The organism is Kitasatospora sp. SUK 42 (assembly GCF_015776785.2).
Lineage (GTDB): Bacteria > Actinomycetota > Actinomycetes > Streptomycetales > Streptomycetaceae > Kitasatospora.
The window spans coordinates 1-18333 of sequence record NZ_LFMD02000003.1 but is presented as its reverse complement, the minus strand read 5'-3'; the positions used below and the strand labels follow the sequence as shown (position 1 = coordinate 18333).

The following is an 18333-nucleotide window of genomic DNA, read 5'->3' as shown; positions in this document are numbered from 1 at the left end:
GCAGTGACAGCAGGGCAGCCCATCGTAAGGGTGCAACGAGCCGTCGCGACAGAAGGTTTACGCGCGTAGTCATGGTTGCGCATCCTTTCGGAATCACTGACTCCGGGTCAATGGTTGCGTCGTGCGCATCTTCTGTGGTCGAAGCACCCTTCGGCTCGCGGGTCACGGGCGTGGCAACTACCGGCAACCGCACGGCATCCCGCAGGGGAACGGTGGGAGCAGTCGCCCGGCCGGAGCCCCTGTCGATCCACCCGCACGGGCCCTTTCTCCACCGGTGCGCGCGGACCGGGCGGCGCGAGCCCGGCCCTGGAAAACAAGCAGGCATGATTGCTTTTTTCTTCGGCCGGTGCCACGCTGCTGCCCGGCGGTGCCCGCGGGGCGCCGTCAACCCACCGGCAGGGGAGGCGCATTGGCGCGCGAACGCTCGGTACTGCGGATCGGCAACGCCTCGGGGTTCTACGGGGACCGCTTCGCGGCGGTGCGGGAGATGCTCACGGGTGGGCCGCTGGACGTGCTCACCGGGGACTACCTCGCCGAGCTGACCATGCTCATCCTGGCCCGGGACCGGTTGAAGGACCCGTCGCTCGGCTACGCCCGGACGTTCCTGCGGCAGATGGAGGAGTGCCTCGGCCTGGCGCGCGAGCGCGGGGTGCGGATCGTGGTGAACGCGGGCGGGCTCAACCCGGCCCGACTCGCCGAGGAGCTGCGGGGGTTGGCCGGGCGGCTGGGTGTCGAGGCGGCCGTGGCCCACGTCGAGGGCGACGACCTGCTGTCGCGCCGGGCCGAACTCGGCCTGCCCGACGGGCTGTTGGCGGCCAACGCCTACCTCGGGGCGTTCGGTGTCGCCGCCTGCCTGGCCGAGGGCGCGGACGTGGTGGTGACCGGTCGGGTCACCGATGCCGCGCTGGTCGCCGGTCCGGGCATCGCCCACTTCGGCTGGACGCCCGCCGATCTGGACGCCCTGGCCGGGGCGGTGGTCGCCGGGCACGTCCTGGAGTGCGGGGCGCAGGCGACGGGCGGCAACTACGCCTTCTTCCGCGAACACGACGTGGACCACCCCGGCTTCCCGCTCGCCGAACTGCACGCCGACGGCTCCAGCGTGATCACCAAGCACCCCGGCACCGGCGGCGCCGTCACCATCGGCACCGTCACCGCCCAACTCCTTTACGAGACCGGCGGATCGCACTACCCCGGCCCGGACGTCACCGCCCGGCTGGACACCGTCCGGCTCGCCGAGGAGGGTCCGGACCGGGTGCGGATCGACGGCGTGCGCGGCGAGGCCCCGCCGCCCACCCTGAAGGTCGGCCTCAACCGTCTGGGCGGCCACCTGGGCGAGGTGGTGTTCGTGCTCACCGGCCTGGACGTCGAGGCCAAGGCCGCCCTGGTGCGACGGCAGTTCGAGGCCGCGCTGCCGACCGGGGCCCGTCCGGCCGAACTGCGCTGGACGCTCGCCCGCACCGACCACCCGGACGCCGCCACCGAGGAGGCCGCCTCCGCCCTGCTCCGGCTGACCGCCCGCGACCCGGACGCCGCCAGGGTCGGGCGCGAACTCGGCAAGACGGCCGTGGAGTTGGGTCTCGCCGGATACCCGGGCTTCCACCTCACCGCCCCGCCCGGCCCGGGCGCGCCGTACGGGGTGTTCACCGCCGCGTACGTCGACGCCGAGCTGGTCGAGCACACCGCCGTTCTGCCGGACGGCCGCCGGATCGCCGTCCCACCTGCTCCCGTCACCGCCCAACCGGGTGAAGCGGCAGCGGAGTTGCCCGAACCGCTCCCCGCCGGCCCGACCCGCCGCGCCCCGCTCGGCCTGGTGCTCGGAGCCCGCAGCGGCGACAAGGGCGGCGACGCCAACCTCGGCGTCTGGGCCCGCGGCGAGGACGGCTGGCGCTGGCTGGCGCACACCCTCACCGTCGACAGGTTGCGCGAACTCCTCCCCGAGACCGCCGAGTTGCCCATCGCCCGGCACCTGCTGCCGAAGCTCAGGGCGGTCAACTTCACCATCAACGGCCTGCTCGGCGAGGGCGTCGCCGCCCAGCACCGCTTCGACCCGCAGGCCAAGGCCCTGGGGGAGTGGCTGCGCTCCCGGCACCTCGACATCCCGGAGGTTCTGCTGTGACCGCCCTGTCCACCCGTGTCGACCCGGCCGGGCCCGAGTTCGCCGAGCACCGCGCCGCGATGCTCGCCAAACTCGCCGACCTGGACGCCGAGCACGCCAAGGCGCTGGCCGGCGGCGGCCCCACGTACGTGGAGCGCCACCGCAGGCGCGGCAAGCTGCTGGCCCGCGAGCGGATCGAGCTGCTGGTCGACCAGGACTCGCCGTTCCTGGAGCTGTCCCCGCTGGCCGCCTGGGGCAGCGACTACCCGGTGGGCGCCGCGCTGGTCACCGGCATCGGCGTGATCGAGGGCGTCGAGTGCGTGATCACCGCCAACGACCCGACGGTACGCGGCGGCGCCAGCAACCCCTGGACGCTGCGCAAGGCCCTGCGCGCCAACGAGATCGCGCTGACCAACCGCCTCCCGCTGGTGAACCTGGTCGAGTCCGGCGGCGCCGACCTGCCCAGCCAGAAGGAGATCTTCATCCCCGGCGGCGCCCTGTTCCGCGACCTCACCCGGCTCTCCGCCGCCGGAATCCCCACCGTGGCCGTGGTGTTCGGCAACTCGACGGCCGGCGGCGCCTACGTGCCCGGGATGTCCGACCACACCGTGCTGGTCAAGGAGCGCGCGAAGGTCTTCCTCGGCGGCCCGCCGCTGGTGAAGATGGCCACCGGCGAGGAGGCCGACGACGAGTCGCTCGGCGGCGCCGAGATGCACGCCCGCACCTCCGGCCTGGCCGACCACTTCGCGGTGGACGAGGCGGACGCGCTGCGGACCGCCCGCCGGATCGTCGCCCGCCTCGACCACCGCAAGCCGGGCCCCGGCCCGGACCCGCTCGCCGAGCCGCCGAAGTACGACGAGGAGGAACTGCTCGGCATCGTCCCCGGCGACCTCAAGGTGCCCTTCGACCCGCGCGAGGTGATCGCGAGGATCGTCGACAGCTCCGACTTCGACGAGTTCAAACCGCTCTACGGCACCAGCCTGGCCACCGGCTGGGCCCGCCTGCACGGCTACCCGGTCGGCATCCTGGCCAACGCCCAGGGCGTGCTGTTCAGCCAGGAGTCCCAGAAGGCCGCCCAGTTCATCCAGCTGGCGAACCAACGGAGCACCCCGCTGCTGTTCCTGCACAACACCACCGGCTACATGGTCGGCAGGGACTACGAGCAGGGCGGCATCATCAAGCACGGCGCGATGATGATCAACGCCGTCGCCAACTCCGGGGTCCCGCACCTGTCGGTGCTGATGGGCGCCTCCTACGGCGCCGGCCACTACGGCATGTGCGGCCGGGCCTACGAGCCGCGCTTCCTCTTCTCCTGGCCGAGCGCCAAGTCCGCGGTGATGGGCCCGCAGCAGCTCGCCGGGGTGCTGTCGATCGTCGCCCGCCAGTCCGCCGCCGCCAAGGGGCGGCCGTACGACGAGGACGCGGACGCGGCGATCCGGGCGATGGTCGAGCAGCAGATCGAGGCCGAGTCGCTGCCGGTGTTCCTCTCCGGCCGGCTCTACGACGACGGCGTGATCGACCCGCGCGACACCCGTACGGTCCTCGGCCTGTGCCTGTCCGCGATCCACAACGCGCCGGTCGAGGGCGCGCGCGGCTACGGCGTCTTCCGAATGTGAGAGGTCACGTGATCACCAACCTGCTGGTCGCCAACCGGGGCGAGATCGCCCGCCGGGTGTTCCGCACCTGCCGGGAGCTCGGCATCGCGACCACCGCCGTCCACTCCGACCCGGACGCCGACGCCCCGCACGTGCGCGAGGCCGACGCCGCCGTCCGGCTGCCCGGGGCCGCGCCCGCCGACACCTACCTGCGCGGCGAGCTGATCGTGCGCGCCGCGCTCGCGGCCGGGGCCGACGCCGTCCACCCCGGGTACGGATTCCTGTCCGAGAGCGCCGGGTTCGCGCAGGCCGTCCTGGACGCCGGCCTGCTCTGGGTCGGCCCGCCGCCGGCCGCGATCGCCGCGATGGGCTCCAAGACCGCCGCCAAGCGCCTGATGGCCGAGGCCGGGGTGCCCGTCCTGGGCGCGCTCGTCGAGCCGGTCGAGGCCGACCTGCCGGTGCTGGTGAAGGCCGCGGCGGGCGGCGGCGGCCGCGGCATGCGCGTCGTGCGGAACCTCGCGGACCTGCCCGCCGAACTCGCCTCGGCCCGGGCCGAGGCGGCCAAGGCCTTCGGCTCGGACGAGGTGTTCTGCGAGCGCTACCTGCCCACCGGGCGGCACGTGGAGGTCCAGCTGCTGGCCGACGCGCACGGCACGGTCTGGGCGGTCGGCGACCGCGACTGCTCGCTCCAGCGGCGGCACCAGAAGGTGGTCGAGGAGGCCCCGGCCCCCGGCCTGCCGGCGGACGTACGGGCCGGGCTGCACGCGGCGGCCACGGCCGCCGCCCGGGCGATCGGCTACACCGGCGCCGGGACGGCCGAGTTCCTGCTCGCCGAGGACGGCCGGTTCTTCTTCCTGGAGATGAACACCCGCCTCCAGGTCGAGCACCCGGTCACCGAGGCGGTCACCGGTCTGGACCTGGTCGCGCTCCAACTCGCCGTGGCCGAAGGGGAGAAGCTGCCCGGACCGACCCCGCCGCCGACCACCGGCCACGCGATCGAGGCCCGGCTGTACGCCGAGGACCCGGCCAAGGACTGGCAGCCCGCCACCGGCACCCTGCACCGCTTCGAACTCACCCTCCCGCACCGGGAGTTCACCGGCACCGGGATCAGGCTGGACTCCGGTGTCGCGGACGGCGGCGAGATCACCCCGCACTACGACGCGATGCTCGCCAAGGTGATCGCCTGGGCGCCGACCCGCGCGGCCGCCGCCCGCCGCCTGGCCGACGCGCTGGCCCGCGCCCGGATCCACGGGCCCGCCACCAACCGCGAGCTGCTGGTCCACGCGCTGCGGCACCCGGCCTTCCTCGCCGAACACCTGCACACCGGCTTCCTCGCCGAGCACGCCGCCGAACTCACCGCCCCGGCCGCGGACGGTGTCGAGCGCGCCGCCCTGGCCGCCGCCCTCGCCGACGCCGCCGCCCGTCCGGGCGCCTTCCCCTCCGGCTGGCGCAACCTGCCCTCCCAGCCGCAGCTCAGGCGCTACCGGGCGGCCGACGGCACCGAGGCGGAGGTCCGCTACCGCCACACCCGCTCCGGCCTGCGGGCCGAGGACCACCCCGGCGTCGAACTCGTCAGCGCCACACCCGAACAGGTCGTCCTGCTGGAGGACGGGCTCCGGCGCACCTACCGGATCGCCCGCTACGGCGACCGGGTGTACGTCGACACCCCGGCCGGCGGCACCGCGCTCACCGCCCTCCCGCGCTTCCCCGACCCCGCCGTCCGCACCGACCCCGGCGCGCTGCTCGCTCCGATGCCCGGCACCGTGGTGCGCGTCGGCGCCGCCGTCGGCGAGGCCGTCACCGCCGGGCAGCCGCTGCTCGTCCTGGAGGCGATGAAGATGGAGCACCGCGTCAACGCCCCCGCCGACGGCACCCTCGTCGAACTCCTCGCCGCCCCCGGCCGGCAGGTCGAACTCGGCACCCTGCTCGCCGTCGTCAAACCCTCGGAACCGGCCGAACCCGCCACCGTCCGAGCCCCCCGGGAAGCCTGAGCCCCGAGAATTCCGAGCCCCGAGAAGCCTGAGGAAGGACCCGCGCATGTCCACCATCGGCAGTCAGCTCCTCGAAACCCCCGAACGCACCGCCCTGCGCCGGGCTGTCGGCGACCTCGGCCGCCGCTACGGCTCCTCCTACTACCTCGCCAAGGCCCGGGCCGGCGAGCCCGCCGAAGAACTGTGGGCGGAGGCCGGAAAGGCCGGCTACCTCGGCGTCAACCTGCCCGCCGAGTACGGCGGCGGAGGCGGCGGCATCACCGACCTCGCCATCGTCCTGGAGGAACTCGGCACCGCCGGCTGCCCGCTGCTGCTGCTCATCGTCTCCCCGGCGATCTGCGGCACGGTGATCGCCCGCTACGGCACCGAGGAGCAGAAGCGGCACTGGCTGCCCGGACTGGCCGACGGCAGCCGCAGGATGGCCTTCGGCATCACTGAGCCGGACGCCGGGAGCAACTCGCACCGGATCTCCACCGTCGCCCGCCGCGACGGCGAGGACTGGCTGCTCACCGGCCGCAAGGTGTTCGTCTCCGGCATAGACCACTCCGACGCCGTGCTGTTCGTCGCCCGGACCGACGACGCCCGCACCGGCAGGCTCAAGCCCTGCCTGTTCGTCGTCCCGCGCGACACCCCCGGCTTCGAGTACCGGCCGATCCCGATGGAACTCGTCGCCCCCGAGAAGCAGTTCCAGGTCTTCCTGGACGACGTCCGGCTGCCCGCCGACTCCCTGGTCGGCGACGAGGACGCCGGACTGCTGCAACTGTTCGCCGGCCTCAACCCCGAGCGGATCCTCACCGCCGCCTTCTCGCTCGGCCTGGCCCGCCAGGCGCTCGGCAAGGCCGTGGAGTACGCGAAGACCCGCACCGTCTGGTCCACCCCGATCGGCGCCCACCAGGGCCTGGCCCACCCGCTCGCCCAGTGCGCGGTGGAGATCGAGCTGGCCCGGCTGATGACCCAGAAGGCCGGGCTGCTCTACGACGCGGGCGAGGACCTGGCCGCCGGGGAGGCCGCCAACATGGCCAAGTACGCGGCCGGGGAGGCCGCCGCCCGTACCGTCGACCAGGCGGTGCAGACCCTCGGCGGCAACGGCCTGACCCAGGAGTACGGGCTCGGCGCGCTGCTCGCCGCCACCCGGGTCGGCCGGGTCGCCCCGGTCAGCCGGGAGATGGTGCTCAACTACGTCGCCCAGCACACCCTCGGCCTGCCGAAGTCCTACTGAGTCCATCCGGGGGTGCCGCGCCCTCCGGAAGGGTGAACACGTGCCGTCGGCGAGGGGGGAGGAGGCAGGTCCCGCGGGGGTCGCTCCACGGCGAGGGGGCGGGCGGCCGTGGTGCGCGCCGCCCGTTCGGGCGCCCCGGCGGCCACCGTGCCACGTACGCGCCGTCGCGGGTTCCGCACAATGGCCCAGCCACCGCCCTTACTGTCCGTATGCTCCTGAACGCGCCTCGAACCGAACCCTCGCCAGTTTTGTTGCTGCGGCAACTTCCGTCTAGGAGGCATACCTTGGTGTTCCTGAGCGAGTTCCCGGACGTTCCAACGGTCGATCTGCCGATCCACCAGGCGGTACTCGGCGCCGCAGCCGAGTACGGGGACCGGCCCGCCCTGATCGACGGCCTCACGGGGGAGGAGGTCAGCTACACCCGGCTCGCCGACTCGGTCGAGCGGGTCGCCGCCGGGCTGGCCGAGGCAGGGGTGCGCAAGGGCGACGTAGTGGCCCTGTTCAGCCCGAACTCGATCGCCTACCCGATGGCCTGCTACGGCGCGACCCGGGCCGGTGCCACCGTCACCACGGTGTCCTCCATGAGCACCCCCGCCGAACTGGCGGTCCAACTGGGCGACAGCGGCACCCGCTGGCTGATCACCGTCTCCCACTTCCTGCCGACCGCCCGTACGGCCGCCGAACGGCTCGCCGCCGAGGGCCGCCCGCTGACCGAGATCATCGTCCTGGACGGCGCCGACGGCCACCGCTCACTCGCCGACCTGCTGGCCGCCCCCGGCCCGGGCCCCGACGTCCCGATCGACCCGGCCGAGGACATCGCCGTCCTGCCGTACTCCAGCGGCACCACCGGCCTGCCCAAAGGAGTGATGCTCACCCACCGCTCGATCGCCACCAACCTCGCCCAGACCGACGCCCTCTACCGCCCCACCGACGGCGAGCGGGTGCTCGCCGTCCTGCCGTTCTTCCACATCTACGGCCTGGCGGCACTGCTCAACCAGCCGCTGCGCTGCGGCTCCACCGTGGTCGTGCTGCCCCGCTTCGACCTGGAGCAGTTCTGCCGCACCATCGAGCAGCACCGGGTGCAGGCCCTGCTGGTGGCCCCGCCGATCGTGCTCGCGCTGGCCAAGCACCCGGTGGTGGACCGCTACGACCTCTCCTCGGTCGAGTACCTGCTGTGCGCCGCCGCCCCGCTGGACCAGGAGCTCGCCGACGCCTGCGCCAGCCGCCTGGGCCTGCCGCACCTGCTCCAGGGCTACGGGATGACCGAGCTGTCCCCGGTCACCCACCTGGTCTCGCCGAAGGAGAGCGCCCCCTCGCCCGGCTCGGTCGGCCGGATGGTCCCCTCCACCGAGCTGAGGGTCACCGCCCTGGACGGCTCCGGCGCCGACCTCGGGCCCGGCGAGCGGGGCGAGCTGCTGATCCGCGGCCCGCAGGTGATGAAGGGCTACTTCGGCCGACCCTCCGACACCGCCGCGATCGTCGACGCCGAGGGCTGGCTGCACACCGGCGACATCGGCTACGTGGACGGGCGCGGCTACCTGCACATCGTCGACCGGGTCAAGGAGCTGATCAAGTACAAGGGCTACCAGGTGGCCCCCGCCGAGCTGGAGGCCGTGCTGCTCGGCCACCCGCAGATCGCCGACGCCGCCGTGATCGGGGTCCCGGGCGCCGACGGCACCGAGTGCCCCAAGGCCTTCGTGGTCCGCGCGCCGGGCAGCGGCCTGACCGCGGAGGACGTCACCGGGTACGTCGCCGCGCACGTCGCCCCGTACAAGAAGGTGCGCGCGGTGGAGTTCGTGGACGCCGTTCCCAAGTCCGCGGCCGGCAAGATCCTCCGCCGCGAACTCCGGGCCCGGGAGGCCGAGCGCGCGGGGGCCCCTTCCTGACCGGCCCCGGCGCACGAAGAGCGCGGCCCGTCTGTGAGGATCGACCCTCCGCGCCCCGAACGGAACAGGAACCGCCGCCCGCCATGACCAGCCACCCCGCCGTCCGCACCCCCAGACAGGACCGCAGCCGCGCGACCAGGGCCCGGCTGCTCGCGGCCGCCGTCGAGTGCCTGGCCGAGCTGGGCTGGCAGGGCTCCACCGTCACCGTGGTCGCCGAGCGCGCCGGCGTCTCCCGGGGCGCGGCCCAGCACCACTTCCCGACCCGCGAGGGACTCTTCACCGCGGCCGTCGAGCACGTCACCGCCGAGCGGCTGGCGGCCGTCCGCGCCCACGCGGACGAGCTGCCGGCCGCCGGCCCCGACCGCACCCGCGCCGTGGTCGACATGATCGTCCGGCTCTACACCGGCCCGCTGTTCCGCGCCGCCCTGCACCTGTGGACCGCCGCCGCCACCGAGGAGGGCCTGCGCGAGCGGATCGTCGCCCTGGAGGGCCACGTCGGCCGGGAGGCCCACCGGGCCGCCGTGGAGTTCCTGGACGCCGACGAGAGCCGCCCCGGCGTGCGTGAATCCGTGCAGGCCACCCTCGATCTCGCCCGCGGCCTGGGACTGGCGAACCTGCTGACCGACGACAGTCTGCGCCGTTCCGGAGTGATCCGGCAGTGGGCGGGCGTTCTGGAGAGTACGCTGCGGCCGGTACGCCCATGACGCCCGTACAAGTGAGCGGCCGGATGCCCCCTGACCAAGGGGTCGCCGGGCGGCCGATGTCCGTGCAGTCTGGAGAAGAACCCCGGCCGGCACGGACCGCGAGGCCCACCCCGGCCGGGCACGAGCCGAACCGGGGTGCTGCCTGAATGCACGGACACGAGTGGGACGCGACCGCCGCCGACTCCGCGCCGGACGGCGATACCGCACGCCCGGAGGGCCATCGACTGGTCCCGCTCGCGACGGTGCTGCTCCAGTCCGACGGCCTGATCCTGCACTGGAGCGAGGACGCCGAGGCCTTGGTCGGCTACACCGCCGAGGAGGCCGTCGGCAGCTACGCGGCCCAGCTGCTCACCGACGGGACCGACCGCCCCGAGGTGCTCGGCGTGTTCCAGCGGATCGTGGCCGGCACCGGCTGGTCCGGCGTCTTCCCGGTCCGCCACCGCGACGGCCACCGGGTCGAACTGGAGTTCCGCACCTACCCGATCGCCGGACCGGCCAAGACCCTGCTGGTGCTCGCCACCGCCTCCGACGTCCGCGCCCTGCACGCCATCGAGGCCGACATGGCCGTACTCGACGGCATCTTCGACCGCTCGCCGATCGGCATGGCCGTCTACGACACCGACCTGCGCTTCATCCGGCTCAACGAGGCGCTGGCCCGGATGAACGGCGTCCCCGTCGCCGGCCACCTCGGCCGCCGGATATCCGCGGTGCTGCCCGGCATCAACAGCGCCGAGATCGAGCAGATCATGAGACAGGTGCTCAAGACCGGCAAGCCCGTGGTGGACGCCCGCTCGCACGGCCGCGTCCCCGGCGACCCCAAGCGGGACCAGGCCTGGTCCGCCTCCTACTTCCGGCTGGAGGACTCCACCGGCAAGGTCTTCGGCGTCTGCTCCTCGATCATCGACGTCACCGAGCGCTCCCAGGCCGAGGCCCGCGCCGCCCGCGCCCAGGAGCGGCTGGCCACCATCGCCGAGGCCACCGCCCGGATCGGCACCACCCTGGACCTCCAGCGCACCGCCGAGGAGCTGATCGAGGCGGTCGTCCCCCGGTTCGCCGACTTCGCCACCGTCGACCTGCTGGAGCCGGTGCTGCGCGGCGCCGAACCCACCCCGATCCCCGCCGACCGGTCCGTCACCCTGCGGGCCGTCGCCGTCGGCGAGAACTACGAGACGGGCCTCGCGCACGCGGTGGACACCGTCGGCGACACCTCCGAGTACTCGCCCGACCGCAGCTACACCCAGTGCCTGCGCAGCGGGCGGCCCCTGCTGCGCGCCCACGTGGACGAGGAGGCCCTGCGCGGCCTCGTGGCCAGCGAGGACAGGGTCGCCCCCGGGATCGCGGCGGGCATCCACTCGTACATGATGGTGCCGATCTCCGCCCGGGGCATGGTGCTCGGCGGCTCCGAGTTCATCCGGATGCGCAACCCCGAGCCGTTCACCGACGCCGACGTGGCGCTCGCCGAGGAACTGGTGGCCCGGACGGCGCTGGCGCTCGACAACGCCCGGCTCTACCGGCGCGAGCGGGAGACCGCCCTCACCCTCCAGCGCAGCCTGCTGCCGCAGGAGATCCACCGCACCCTCGGGCTGGAGATCGCCTACCGCTACCTGCCCAGCAGCGTGGTCAGCGAGGTCGGCGGCGACTGGTTCGACGTGGTGCCGCTGTCCTGCGGCCGGGTCGCCCTGGTGGTCGGCGACGTGATGGGCCACGGCATCCGGGCCGCCGCCACGATGGGCCAGCTGCGCACCGTCGCCCGTACCCTCGCCACCCTCGACATGCCGCCCGAGCAGGTCCTCACCCGACTGGACGAGACCGCCTCGGGGATCGGCGAGGGCCAGTTCGCCACCTGCATCTGCGCGGTCTACGACCCGCTGGAGCGCACCGTCCAGATCGCCTCCGCCGGGCACCTGCCGCCGGTCTGGGTCGGCACCGACGGCGCCCCCCGCACGATCGAGGTGCCGCCCGGCGTGCCGCTGGGCGTCGGCGGGGTCGCCTTCGAGTCGATCGAGGTGCCGCTCCCCGAGGGCGGCACGCTCGCCCTCTACACCGACGGCCTGGTCGAGCGGCGCGGCCAGGACCTCGACGACGGCATCGACCTGCTCGCCCGCACCCTGGCCGAGCCCGGCCGGACGCTGGAGGAGAGCTGCGACGCCGTCCTCGGCGCGCTGGTCACCGACGGCACCGAGGACGACATTGCGATGATCATGGGCCGGGTGCTGCCGCTGCCCGCCGACCGGATCGCCACCCTGCCGCTCACCGGCGGCGGCAGGGTGCCCGGCAAGGCCCGCCGCTTCACCCGCGCCACCCTGGAGGGCTGGGGCCTGAGCGCGCTCTCCGACTACGCCGAACTACTGGTCAGCGAACTGGTCACGAACGCCCTGCTGCACGCGGAGGCCCCGCGGCGGCTGCGGCTGTTCCGCGACCGGGTGCTCACCCTGGAGGTCTCCGACGCCGGCGGGGCCACCCCGCAGCTGCGCCCCTTCGCCGAGCAGGACGAGGGCGGGCGGGGGATGTTCCTGGTCAGCGAGCTGGCCCAGCGCTGGGGCAGCCGGGTGACCAGGGACGGCAAGGTGGTCTGGGCCGAGCTGGAGCTGCCCTTCGGGGCCTCGTAGCGGCGGCGTCTCGCAGTGGCGGTTCCCGGAAGGGGGCTCCTGTGACGCGGGAACGGCCGCCCCCTCGGGGGGAGCGGCCGTTCTCACCTGCTGTCACGCGCCGACGCTCTCCTGCGCGGCCCGCCCGGGGGCCTCGACCGGCTCGCCCGCCGCCGGTGCGGCGGGTATCCCGCGCAGCAGCCGCCAGGCCAGCGCGGCCGCGGCGATCAGCAGGGCCCCGGCCAGCAGCCCGGCGCTGTTCATGCCGTGCACGAAGGCGTCCTGGGCACTCGCCAGCAGCGGCCGTGCGACCTCCGACGGCAGCCCGTTCGCCGCCTCCACGGCCGCGCCCAGCGACTCGCCCGCCCGGGCGGCCGCCTCCGGGGTGGTCCCGGCCGGGACGGTCAGCCCGTTGGCGTAGATCGAGCCGACCACCGAGCCGACCAGCGCGATGCCGAGCGCGGTGCCCAGCTCGTACGCCGTCTCGGAGACCGCCGAGGCGGCGCCGGCCTTGTCGGCGGGGGCGGCGGAGAGCACCAGGTCGGCGCCGAGCGTGTACACCACGCCCTCGGCGGTGCCGGTCACCAGGAAGGAGGCCGCCAGCAGCAGGTAGGTGGTGTCCTGCTCCAGCCAGCCCAGCGCGCCCGCGGCCAGGCCCATGGCGAGCAGGCTGACGGTCAGCGCCTTGCGGGCGCCGAAGCGCCGGGCGATCCGGGCGGTGAGCAGCCCACCGGCCACCGAACCGGCGAAGGCCGGCAGCTCCGCCAGGCCCGCCTGGAGCGGCTCGTAGCCGCGCACCAGCTGGAGGTACTGCGAGACCACGAAGATCACACCGGACAGGCCGACCAGGGAGATCAGCGAGGCCGTCACGGCGGCGGTGAACCGCCGGTCGCGGAACAGCCGGACGTCCAGCAGCGGGGTCTCCAGCCGCAGCTGGCGGCGGACGAAGGCGGTCAGCGCGGCGGCGCCCAGCACGAAGGCGACCGGGACGTCCCAGCGGGCCACGCCGTGCGCGGCGGCCTCCTTGATCGCGTACACCACGCCGATCACACCGGCCATCGACAGCGCGACGCTCAGCACGTCCCAGCGCCCCGGCTTCGGGTCCCGGGACTCCGGCAGCAGCCGGGCGCCGAGCACCAGCAGCAGGACCAGCACCGGGATGTTCAGCAGGAAGACGGAACCCCACCAGAAGTGGCCCAGCAGCAGCCCGCCGACCACGGGCCCGAGCGCGGCGCCGGCGGTGGCGGCCGCGCCCCAGATGCCGATCGCGGTGGCCCGCTCGCGGTCGTCCGGGAACAGGCTGCGGATCAGGGACAGGGTGGACGGCATGATCGTCGCCCCGGCGACGCCGAGCAGCGCGCGGGCCAGGATCAGCCAGCCCGGGCCGGGCGCGTAGGCGGCCAGCAGCGAGGCGGCGCCGAAGGCGGCGGAGCCGCACAGCAGCAGCTTCTTGCGGCCGATCCGGTCGCTGAGCGCGCCCATGCTGACCAGCAGGCCGGCCAGCACGAAGGAGTAGGAGTCGCCGATCCAGAGCAGCTGGGTGCCGCTGGGGCGCAGCGTCTCGCTGATGGAGGGGATGGCGAGGGAGAGCACGGTCGCGTCCAGCGCGACCACGGTGACGGCCAGGACCAGGACGGCGAGGCCGGTCCAGCGCTGGCGGGCGGTCAGGAGGTGGGCAGGGCTGCTCATGGGGTATCGGTTTCCGGTTTCCGGTCCGGGGTGCTGTGGGCCGGGGGGTGGGGGGTGCGGGCGTCCGGCCGGCGCAGCGCGCCGCCGAGGAACAGCTCGGCGAGCGAGAAGGCGGCCTCGCGGGGGGCGAGCCGGCCGTCCTGGATGGACCAGCCGATGCCGGCGACCAGGTCGAAGAAGGCCTCGCTCAGCCAGGCGGCGCTCAGTTCGATCCGGAACACGCCCTCCTGCTGGCCGCGCAGGAAGAGCGCGTGCAGCCGGGCGATCTGGACCTCCCAGAGGTCGTTGATGTCGTCGTGCTCGTAGAGCTGGTTCTCGCCGGCCAGGAAGGCGCAGAGCATGGCGTCCGGGACGGAGGCGTCGACGAGGCGGCGCAGCGCGGCCTCGGCGTCGCCCGCCCCGGTGTCGGCGGTGTCCAGCGCGGCGGCGAAGCGTTGCAGGCCGAGCAGACCGACCTCCCGGATCAGCGCGTCCCGCCCCGGGAACAGCCGGTGCAGGGTGGCGCGGCTGATGCCCGCGGCGCGGGCGATCTCGTCCATGTGGGCGGTGGGGCGGCGGGACAGCACGCCGACGGCGGCTTCCAGCACGGTGTCGCGGTCGGTGGCCATGCGTCGAGTCTAAGCCAAATGAGACAGTCATGTCTCAGAATTGATTTCGGGGTCTCGACTGAGTCATCGACGATCGGTGCCGGGGCAGCAGAAAACCGGGGACGGCGGATGCGCCGTCCCCGGTCGGGGTCCTGGTGGCCTCGTGGCCGGTTCAGCTCTGGTTGTAGAAGCCGGTGTCGTCGAGCGGCCGGTCGATCACCATGACCTCGACCTCGGCCGGGGTGAGCAGGAACACCCGGCGGGCGATCCGCTCGATGCCGCCCCGGGTGCCGAAGATCAGCCCGGAGGCGAAGTCGACCATGCGCTTGGCCTCGGCCTCGTCCATCTCGGTGAGGTCCATGACCACCGGGGTGCTCGCCCGGATGTGCTCACCGACCGTGCGGGCCGCCTCGAAGCCCGTGGGCCGCAGAGAGACGATCTTGGCGGGCGCGGGGACGGCCGGAACCGTCTCCTGATCGACCCACTCGTCCTCGTACACCGCGGCCGGGTAGTGTCCCGAGGGCATCAGCCACCCGTTGTGGTGCTCGTCGCGAAGTGCTCCCATGCCGCGCCTCCCTGCCTCGTCCCGTCCTGGTCCCCCGGGGTCGCGTGTCGGTTTTGACACGTCATCCACTCGTCGGAACTGTCCGAGTATCGCACTGTTCACCGGTCCCGTGCCCGCTCGCGAGCCCCGTACGAGTCGTGCCGCGCCGGAAACCCGGGTTGATCCGGGCATTATCAGCGACGCGGCGCGGCATCGTACGGTTGCGCGCGTAGACGATATCGGTCGCGGTCGTCGGGCAATTGACCTTCTGTCAACAATGCGGAAACGATTTCATTCGCCGGTGGAACCGTCCACCAGTTCCCGCAGAAGATCGGCGTGTCCGTTGTGTCGCGCGTACTCCTCGATCATGTGGACCAGGATCCAGCGCAGCGTCACCTCCTCGCCGCGGCGCAGCCGCTTGCCGACGGTGTCCAGCGGCAGCCCGGCGGCGGCCCGGCGGGCGCCCTCGACCTCGGCGCGCCAGACGGCGAAGTCGGCGGCGACGTCGGCGGTGTCGACGTCGTCGAAGTCGGCGTCGTCGTTCTCCGGGGTCCAGTAGTGGCCGGTGGCGATCTCGGCGCCGAGCAGGATGCCCTGGAACCAGTGCCGTTCCACCTCGGCCATGTGCCGGACCAGCCCCAGCAGGGAGAGCGTGGACGGCGGGACGGAGCGCAGCCGCAGCTGGTCGTCGGTCAGGCCCTCGCACTTGAGGGCGAGCGTGCTGCGGTGGAACTCCAGCCAGGCGGTGAGCATGGCGGTCTCGTCGGCGGCCATCGGAGGGTCAACCCGCGGGGAGAGTTCGGTCATGGCGGACATCCTGGCCCGCGACGGGGCGCCGCCGCGACTGAATTGTCGGGCGGTGCCGGGGTCGCGGCGGTTACATCCGGTCCCAGGACTGGTTCGGGGTGCCGTTGTACTGCCACATTCCGCCTGCGCTATCCGGCGGCGCGGGAGCGGTTCGCGGCCGCCCGCCAGAGCCCGACCAGGCTGCCCACCACCAGCAGCGCGATCGCCCCGGCCGACACCAGGAAGGCCGTCGAGCCCGGGCGGCTCGCGCTGGCCGCCGCGACCACGTACACGGCGGTGGTCGGCACCACGCCGATCAGGGTGGCGAGGAGGAAGGGGAGGAAGCGGACCCCGGAGAAGGCGGCGCCGTAGTTGCCGGCCTGGAAGGGCAGGCCGGGCAGCAGCCGCAGCACCAGGACGCTGCGGAAGCCCTGGTCGGTGAAGCGCCGGTCCAGCGCGCCGAGCACCCGCCCGCGCAGGTACGGCCGCAGCGCGTCCCGTCCGAGGCCCCGGCCCAGCGCGAAGGCCAGGGCCGCGCCCAGGGTGGTGCCGAGCACGGCGAGCGCCACGCCCTGCTGGATGCCCAGCAGCAGCCCGGCGGCGGCGTTCAGGGCGGGCCGGGGGACGAAGGCGAGGGTGCCGACCGCGTAGACGGCGGTGAACAGCGGGGCGAACCAGTAGCCCGGCAGCCGGTCCGCCAGCCCGCCCGAGACCAGGTCCGTCGGGCTCCACAGCAGCAGCGAACCGGCGGCGGCCCCCAGCAGCACCACCAGCAGGCCGAACCGCCACCAGGGCGAGCGGGCCGGCGTTTCCACGGCGGGCTCGGCGGCGGGATCCGCGGCGTGGTCGGCGGTGTTCGGCGCGGGGGACGTCGTCGCGGTGATAGGCACGGGCACGCGCCGAGCTTAAGGCCTGCGGCCGGATCGACACCGACGACCATGATCGGCAGGATGGCGGCCGGGTCCGGCTGGGCGTACGGCGGGGTGGGGCCAGCCACACTCCTCACCCGACCAGGGCGGACGCGGGCCCCGGACGGTGCAGAGTGGGGACCCACCGGACGGAGGAGGGGGAGGGTCGATGAGGCGGCTGGGTTCCTGGGCGGCTGCGGCGGCGGTGGGGTTCGTCCGGGCGTGCGTGGTGGCGGCCGTCACCCTGCTGGTCCCGGCGGTGTGGGCGGGTGCGGTGGCGCTGGGGGTCCACTGGGGGCCGGCGAACCCGTGGTCCTGGCTGCTGCCGGCGGTGCTGGTGGCGGCGGGCACCCTCGCGCTGTGCCGCCCCGTGTGCCGGGCGGTGCGCGCGCTGGTCGCGCGGTGGAGCGGCACCGGGCTCCCGGCCGGGTACCGGCAGGCCCCGCCGGTGACCAGGATGTCCACCGGCTTCTGGTGGAACGGCTTCACGTACGAGAAGACCCGGCGCGACGCCCTGCTCGACCAGCACTGGCGGATCCGCTGGCGCGACCCGGCCAACCTGCGCGACCTGTGGTTCGTCGCGGTCGCCGTCAGGCCGTGGTCACGGCAGGTTGCGGGCCATGACGATGCGCTGGACCTGGTTGGTGCCCTCGTAGATCTGCGTGATCTTCGCGTCCCGCATCATCCGCTCCACCGGATAGTCCCGCGTGTAGCCGTACCCACCCAGCAACTGCACCGCGTCCGTGGTCACCTCCATCGCCACGTCCGACGCGAAACACTTCGCCGCCGCCCCGAAGAACGTCAGATCCGCATCCCCACGCTGCGACTTCGCCGCCGCCACATACGTCATCTGACGAGCGGCCTCCAGCTTCATCGCCATGTCCGCCAGCATGAACTGCACACCCTGGAACTCCGCGATCGCCTTCCCGAACTGCTTGCGCTCCTGCACATAGCCCTTCGCGTAGTCCAGCGCCCCCTGAGCGATCCCCACCGCCTGCGCCGCGATCGTCACCCGGGTGTGGTCCAGCGTCCGCATCGCCGTCTGGAAACCCGTACCCTCCGCACCGATCATCCGATCAGCCGGAATCCGCACATTGTCGAAGTACACCTCACGCGTCGGCGAACCCTTGATCCCCAGCTTCTTCTCCGGCGCACCGAACGACACCCCCTCGTCGCCCTTCTCCACCACGAACGCCGAGATCCCCTTCGAACGCATCGAAGGGTCCGTCACGGCCATCACCGTGTAGAACTCCGAAACACCCGCGTTGGTGATCCACCGCTTCACACCGTTCAGCACCCAGAAGTCCCCGTCACGCACCGCACGCGTCCTCATCCCCGCCGCGTCCGAACCCGCCTCCGGCTCCGACAGGCAGTACGAGAACATCCCCTCACCCCGCGCCAGCGCCCCCAGGTACTTCGCCTTCAACTCCTCCGAACCCGCCAACTGCACCGGCAGCGAACCCAGCTTGTTCACCGCCGGGATCAACGAGGACGAACCGCACACCCGCGCGACCTCCTCGATCACGATCACCGTCGCCAGCGCGTCCGCCCCCGCACCGCCGTACACCTCCGGCACGTGCACCGCATGCAGATCGTTGCCCGTCAGCGCGTCCAACGCCTCCTGCGGGAACCGCCCCTGCTCATCCACCTCCGCCGCGAACGGAGCGATCTTCGCCTCGGCCAGCGAACGCACCGCCTCACGGAGCATCTCGTGCTCCTCGGAGATACGGAAGAGATCGAA

General features: G+C 73.5%; 13 protein-coding genes. 7 read left to right on the top strand and 6 right to left on the bottom strand.

Annotated features, from left to right (window positions below; translation table 11 throughout):
* Positions 1-409 precede the first annotated feature (409 nt).
* From RZ50_RS09670 to RZ50_RS09640, 7 genes are all read left to right on the top strand, one after another.
* The gene (locus RZ50_RS09670; protein ID WP_196951278.1) at positions 410-2116 is read left to right on the top strand and encodes an acyclic terpene utilization AtuA family protein; all 1707 of its coding nucleotides are present in this window, start codon (positions 410-412) and stop codon (positions 2114-2116) included.
* The gene (locus tag RZ50_RS09665; protein ID WP_196951277.1) at positions 2113-3711 is read left to right on the top strand and encodes an acyl-CoA carboxylase subunit beta; all 1599 of its coding nucleotides are present in this window, start codon (positions 2113-2115) and stop codon (positions 3709-3711) included. Before RZ50_RS09670 ends, RZ50_RS09665 begins: the two co-directional genes overlap by 4 nt.
* Before the next feature lie 8 nt (positions 3712-3719).
* Positions 3720-5681, top strand: coding sequence for a biotin carboxylase N-terminal domain-containing protein (locus RZ50_RS09660; RefSeq protein WP_196951276.1), 1962 nt, complete (start codon positions 3720-3722; stop codon positions 5679-5681).
* Between the two features lie 46 nt (positions 5682-5727).
* Entirely contained in the window at positions 5728-6900 is a 1173-nt protein-coding gene (locus RZ50_RS09655; RefSeq protein ID WP_196951275.1) for an acyl-CoA dehydrogenase family protein, read from the top strand.
* A 287-nt stretch (positions 6901-7187) separates the two neighbouring features.
* Entirely contained in the window at positions 7188-8786 is a 1599-nt protein-coding gene (locus tag RZ50_RS09650) for a 4-coumarate--CoA ligase family protein (RefSeq protein WP_308271766.1), read from the top strand.
* An 83-nt stretch (positions 8787-8869) separates the two neighbouring features.
* Positions 8870-9490, top strand: a complete 621-nt coding sequence (locus RZ50_RS09645; RefSeq protein WP_196951273.1) for a TetR/AcrR family transcriptional regulator — start codon at positions 8870-8872, stop codon at positions 9488-9490.
* 146 nt (positions 9491-9636) lie between these two features.
* Positions 9637-12099, top strand: a complete 2463-nt coding sequence (locus RZ50_RS09640) for a SpoIIE family protein phosphatase (protein WP_196951272.1) — start codon at positions 9637-9639, stop codon at positions 12097-12099.
* 93 nt (positions 12100-12192) lie between these two features.
* Here RZ50_RS09640 and RZ50_RS09635 read toward each other — a convergent pair whose 3' ends face one another.
* The 6 genes from RZ50_RS09635 to RZ50_RS09610 all read right to left on the bottom strand — a co-directional run.
* On the bottom strand, positions 12193-13767 hold the full coding sequence (locus tag RZ50_RS09635) for an MFS transporter (RefSeq protein ID WP_196951271.1): 1575 nt from the start codon (positions 13765-13767) through the stop codon (positions 12193-12195).
* Positions 13764-14375, bottom strand: a complete 612-nt coding sequence (locus RZ50_RS09630) for a TetR/AcrR family transcriptional regulator (protein ID WP_196951270.1) — start codon at positions 14373-14375, stop codon at positions 13764-13766. The genes RZ50_RS09635 and RZ50_RS09630 overlap by 4 nt, the downstream gene beginning before the upstream one ends.
* 151 nt (positions 14376-14526) lie before the next feature.
* Complete coding sequence (locus RZ50_RS09625; RefSeq protein ID WP_196951269.1) at positions 14527-14919, bottom strand: cell division protein SepF; 393 nt, start codon at positions 14917-14919, stop codon at positions 14527-14529.
* Between the two features lie 270 nt (positions 14920-15189).
* The gene (locus RZ50_RS09620) at positions 15190-15705 is read right to left on the bottom strand and encodes a DinB family protein (RefSeq protein ID WP_196951268.1); all 516 of its coding nucleotides are present in this window, start codon (positions 15703-15705) and stop codon (positions 15190-15192) included.
* A 128-nt stretch (positions 15706-15833) separates the two neighbouring features.
* Complete coding sequence (locus tag RZ50_RS09615) at positions 15834-16580, bottom strand: TVP38/TMEM64 family protein (RefSeq protein WP_196951267.1); 747 nt, start codon at positions 16578-16580, stop codon at positions 15834-15836.
* 613 nt (positions 16581-17193) lie between these two features.
* On the bottom strand, positions 17194-18333 hold a 1140-nt coding region (locus RZ50_RS09610; RefSeq protein ID WP_254802433.1), incomplete at its 5' end, for an acyl-CoA dehydrogenase family protein.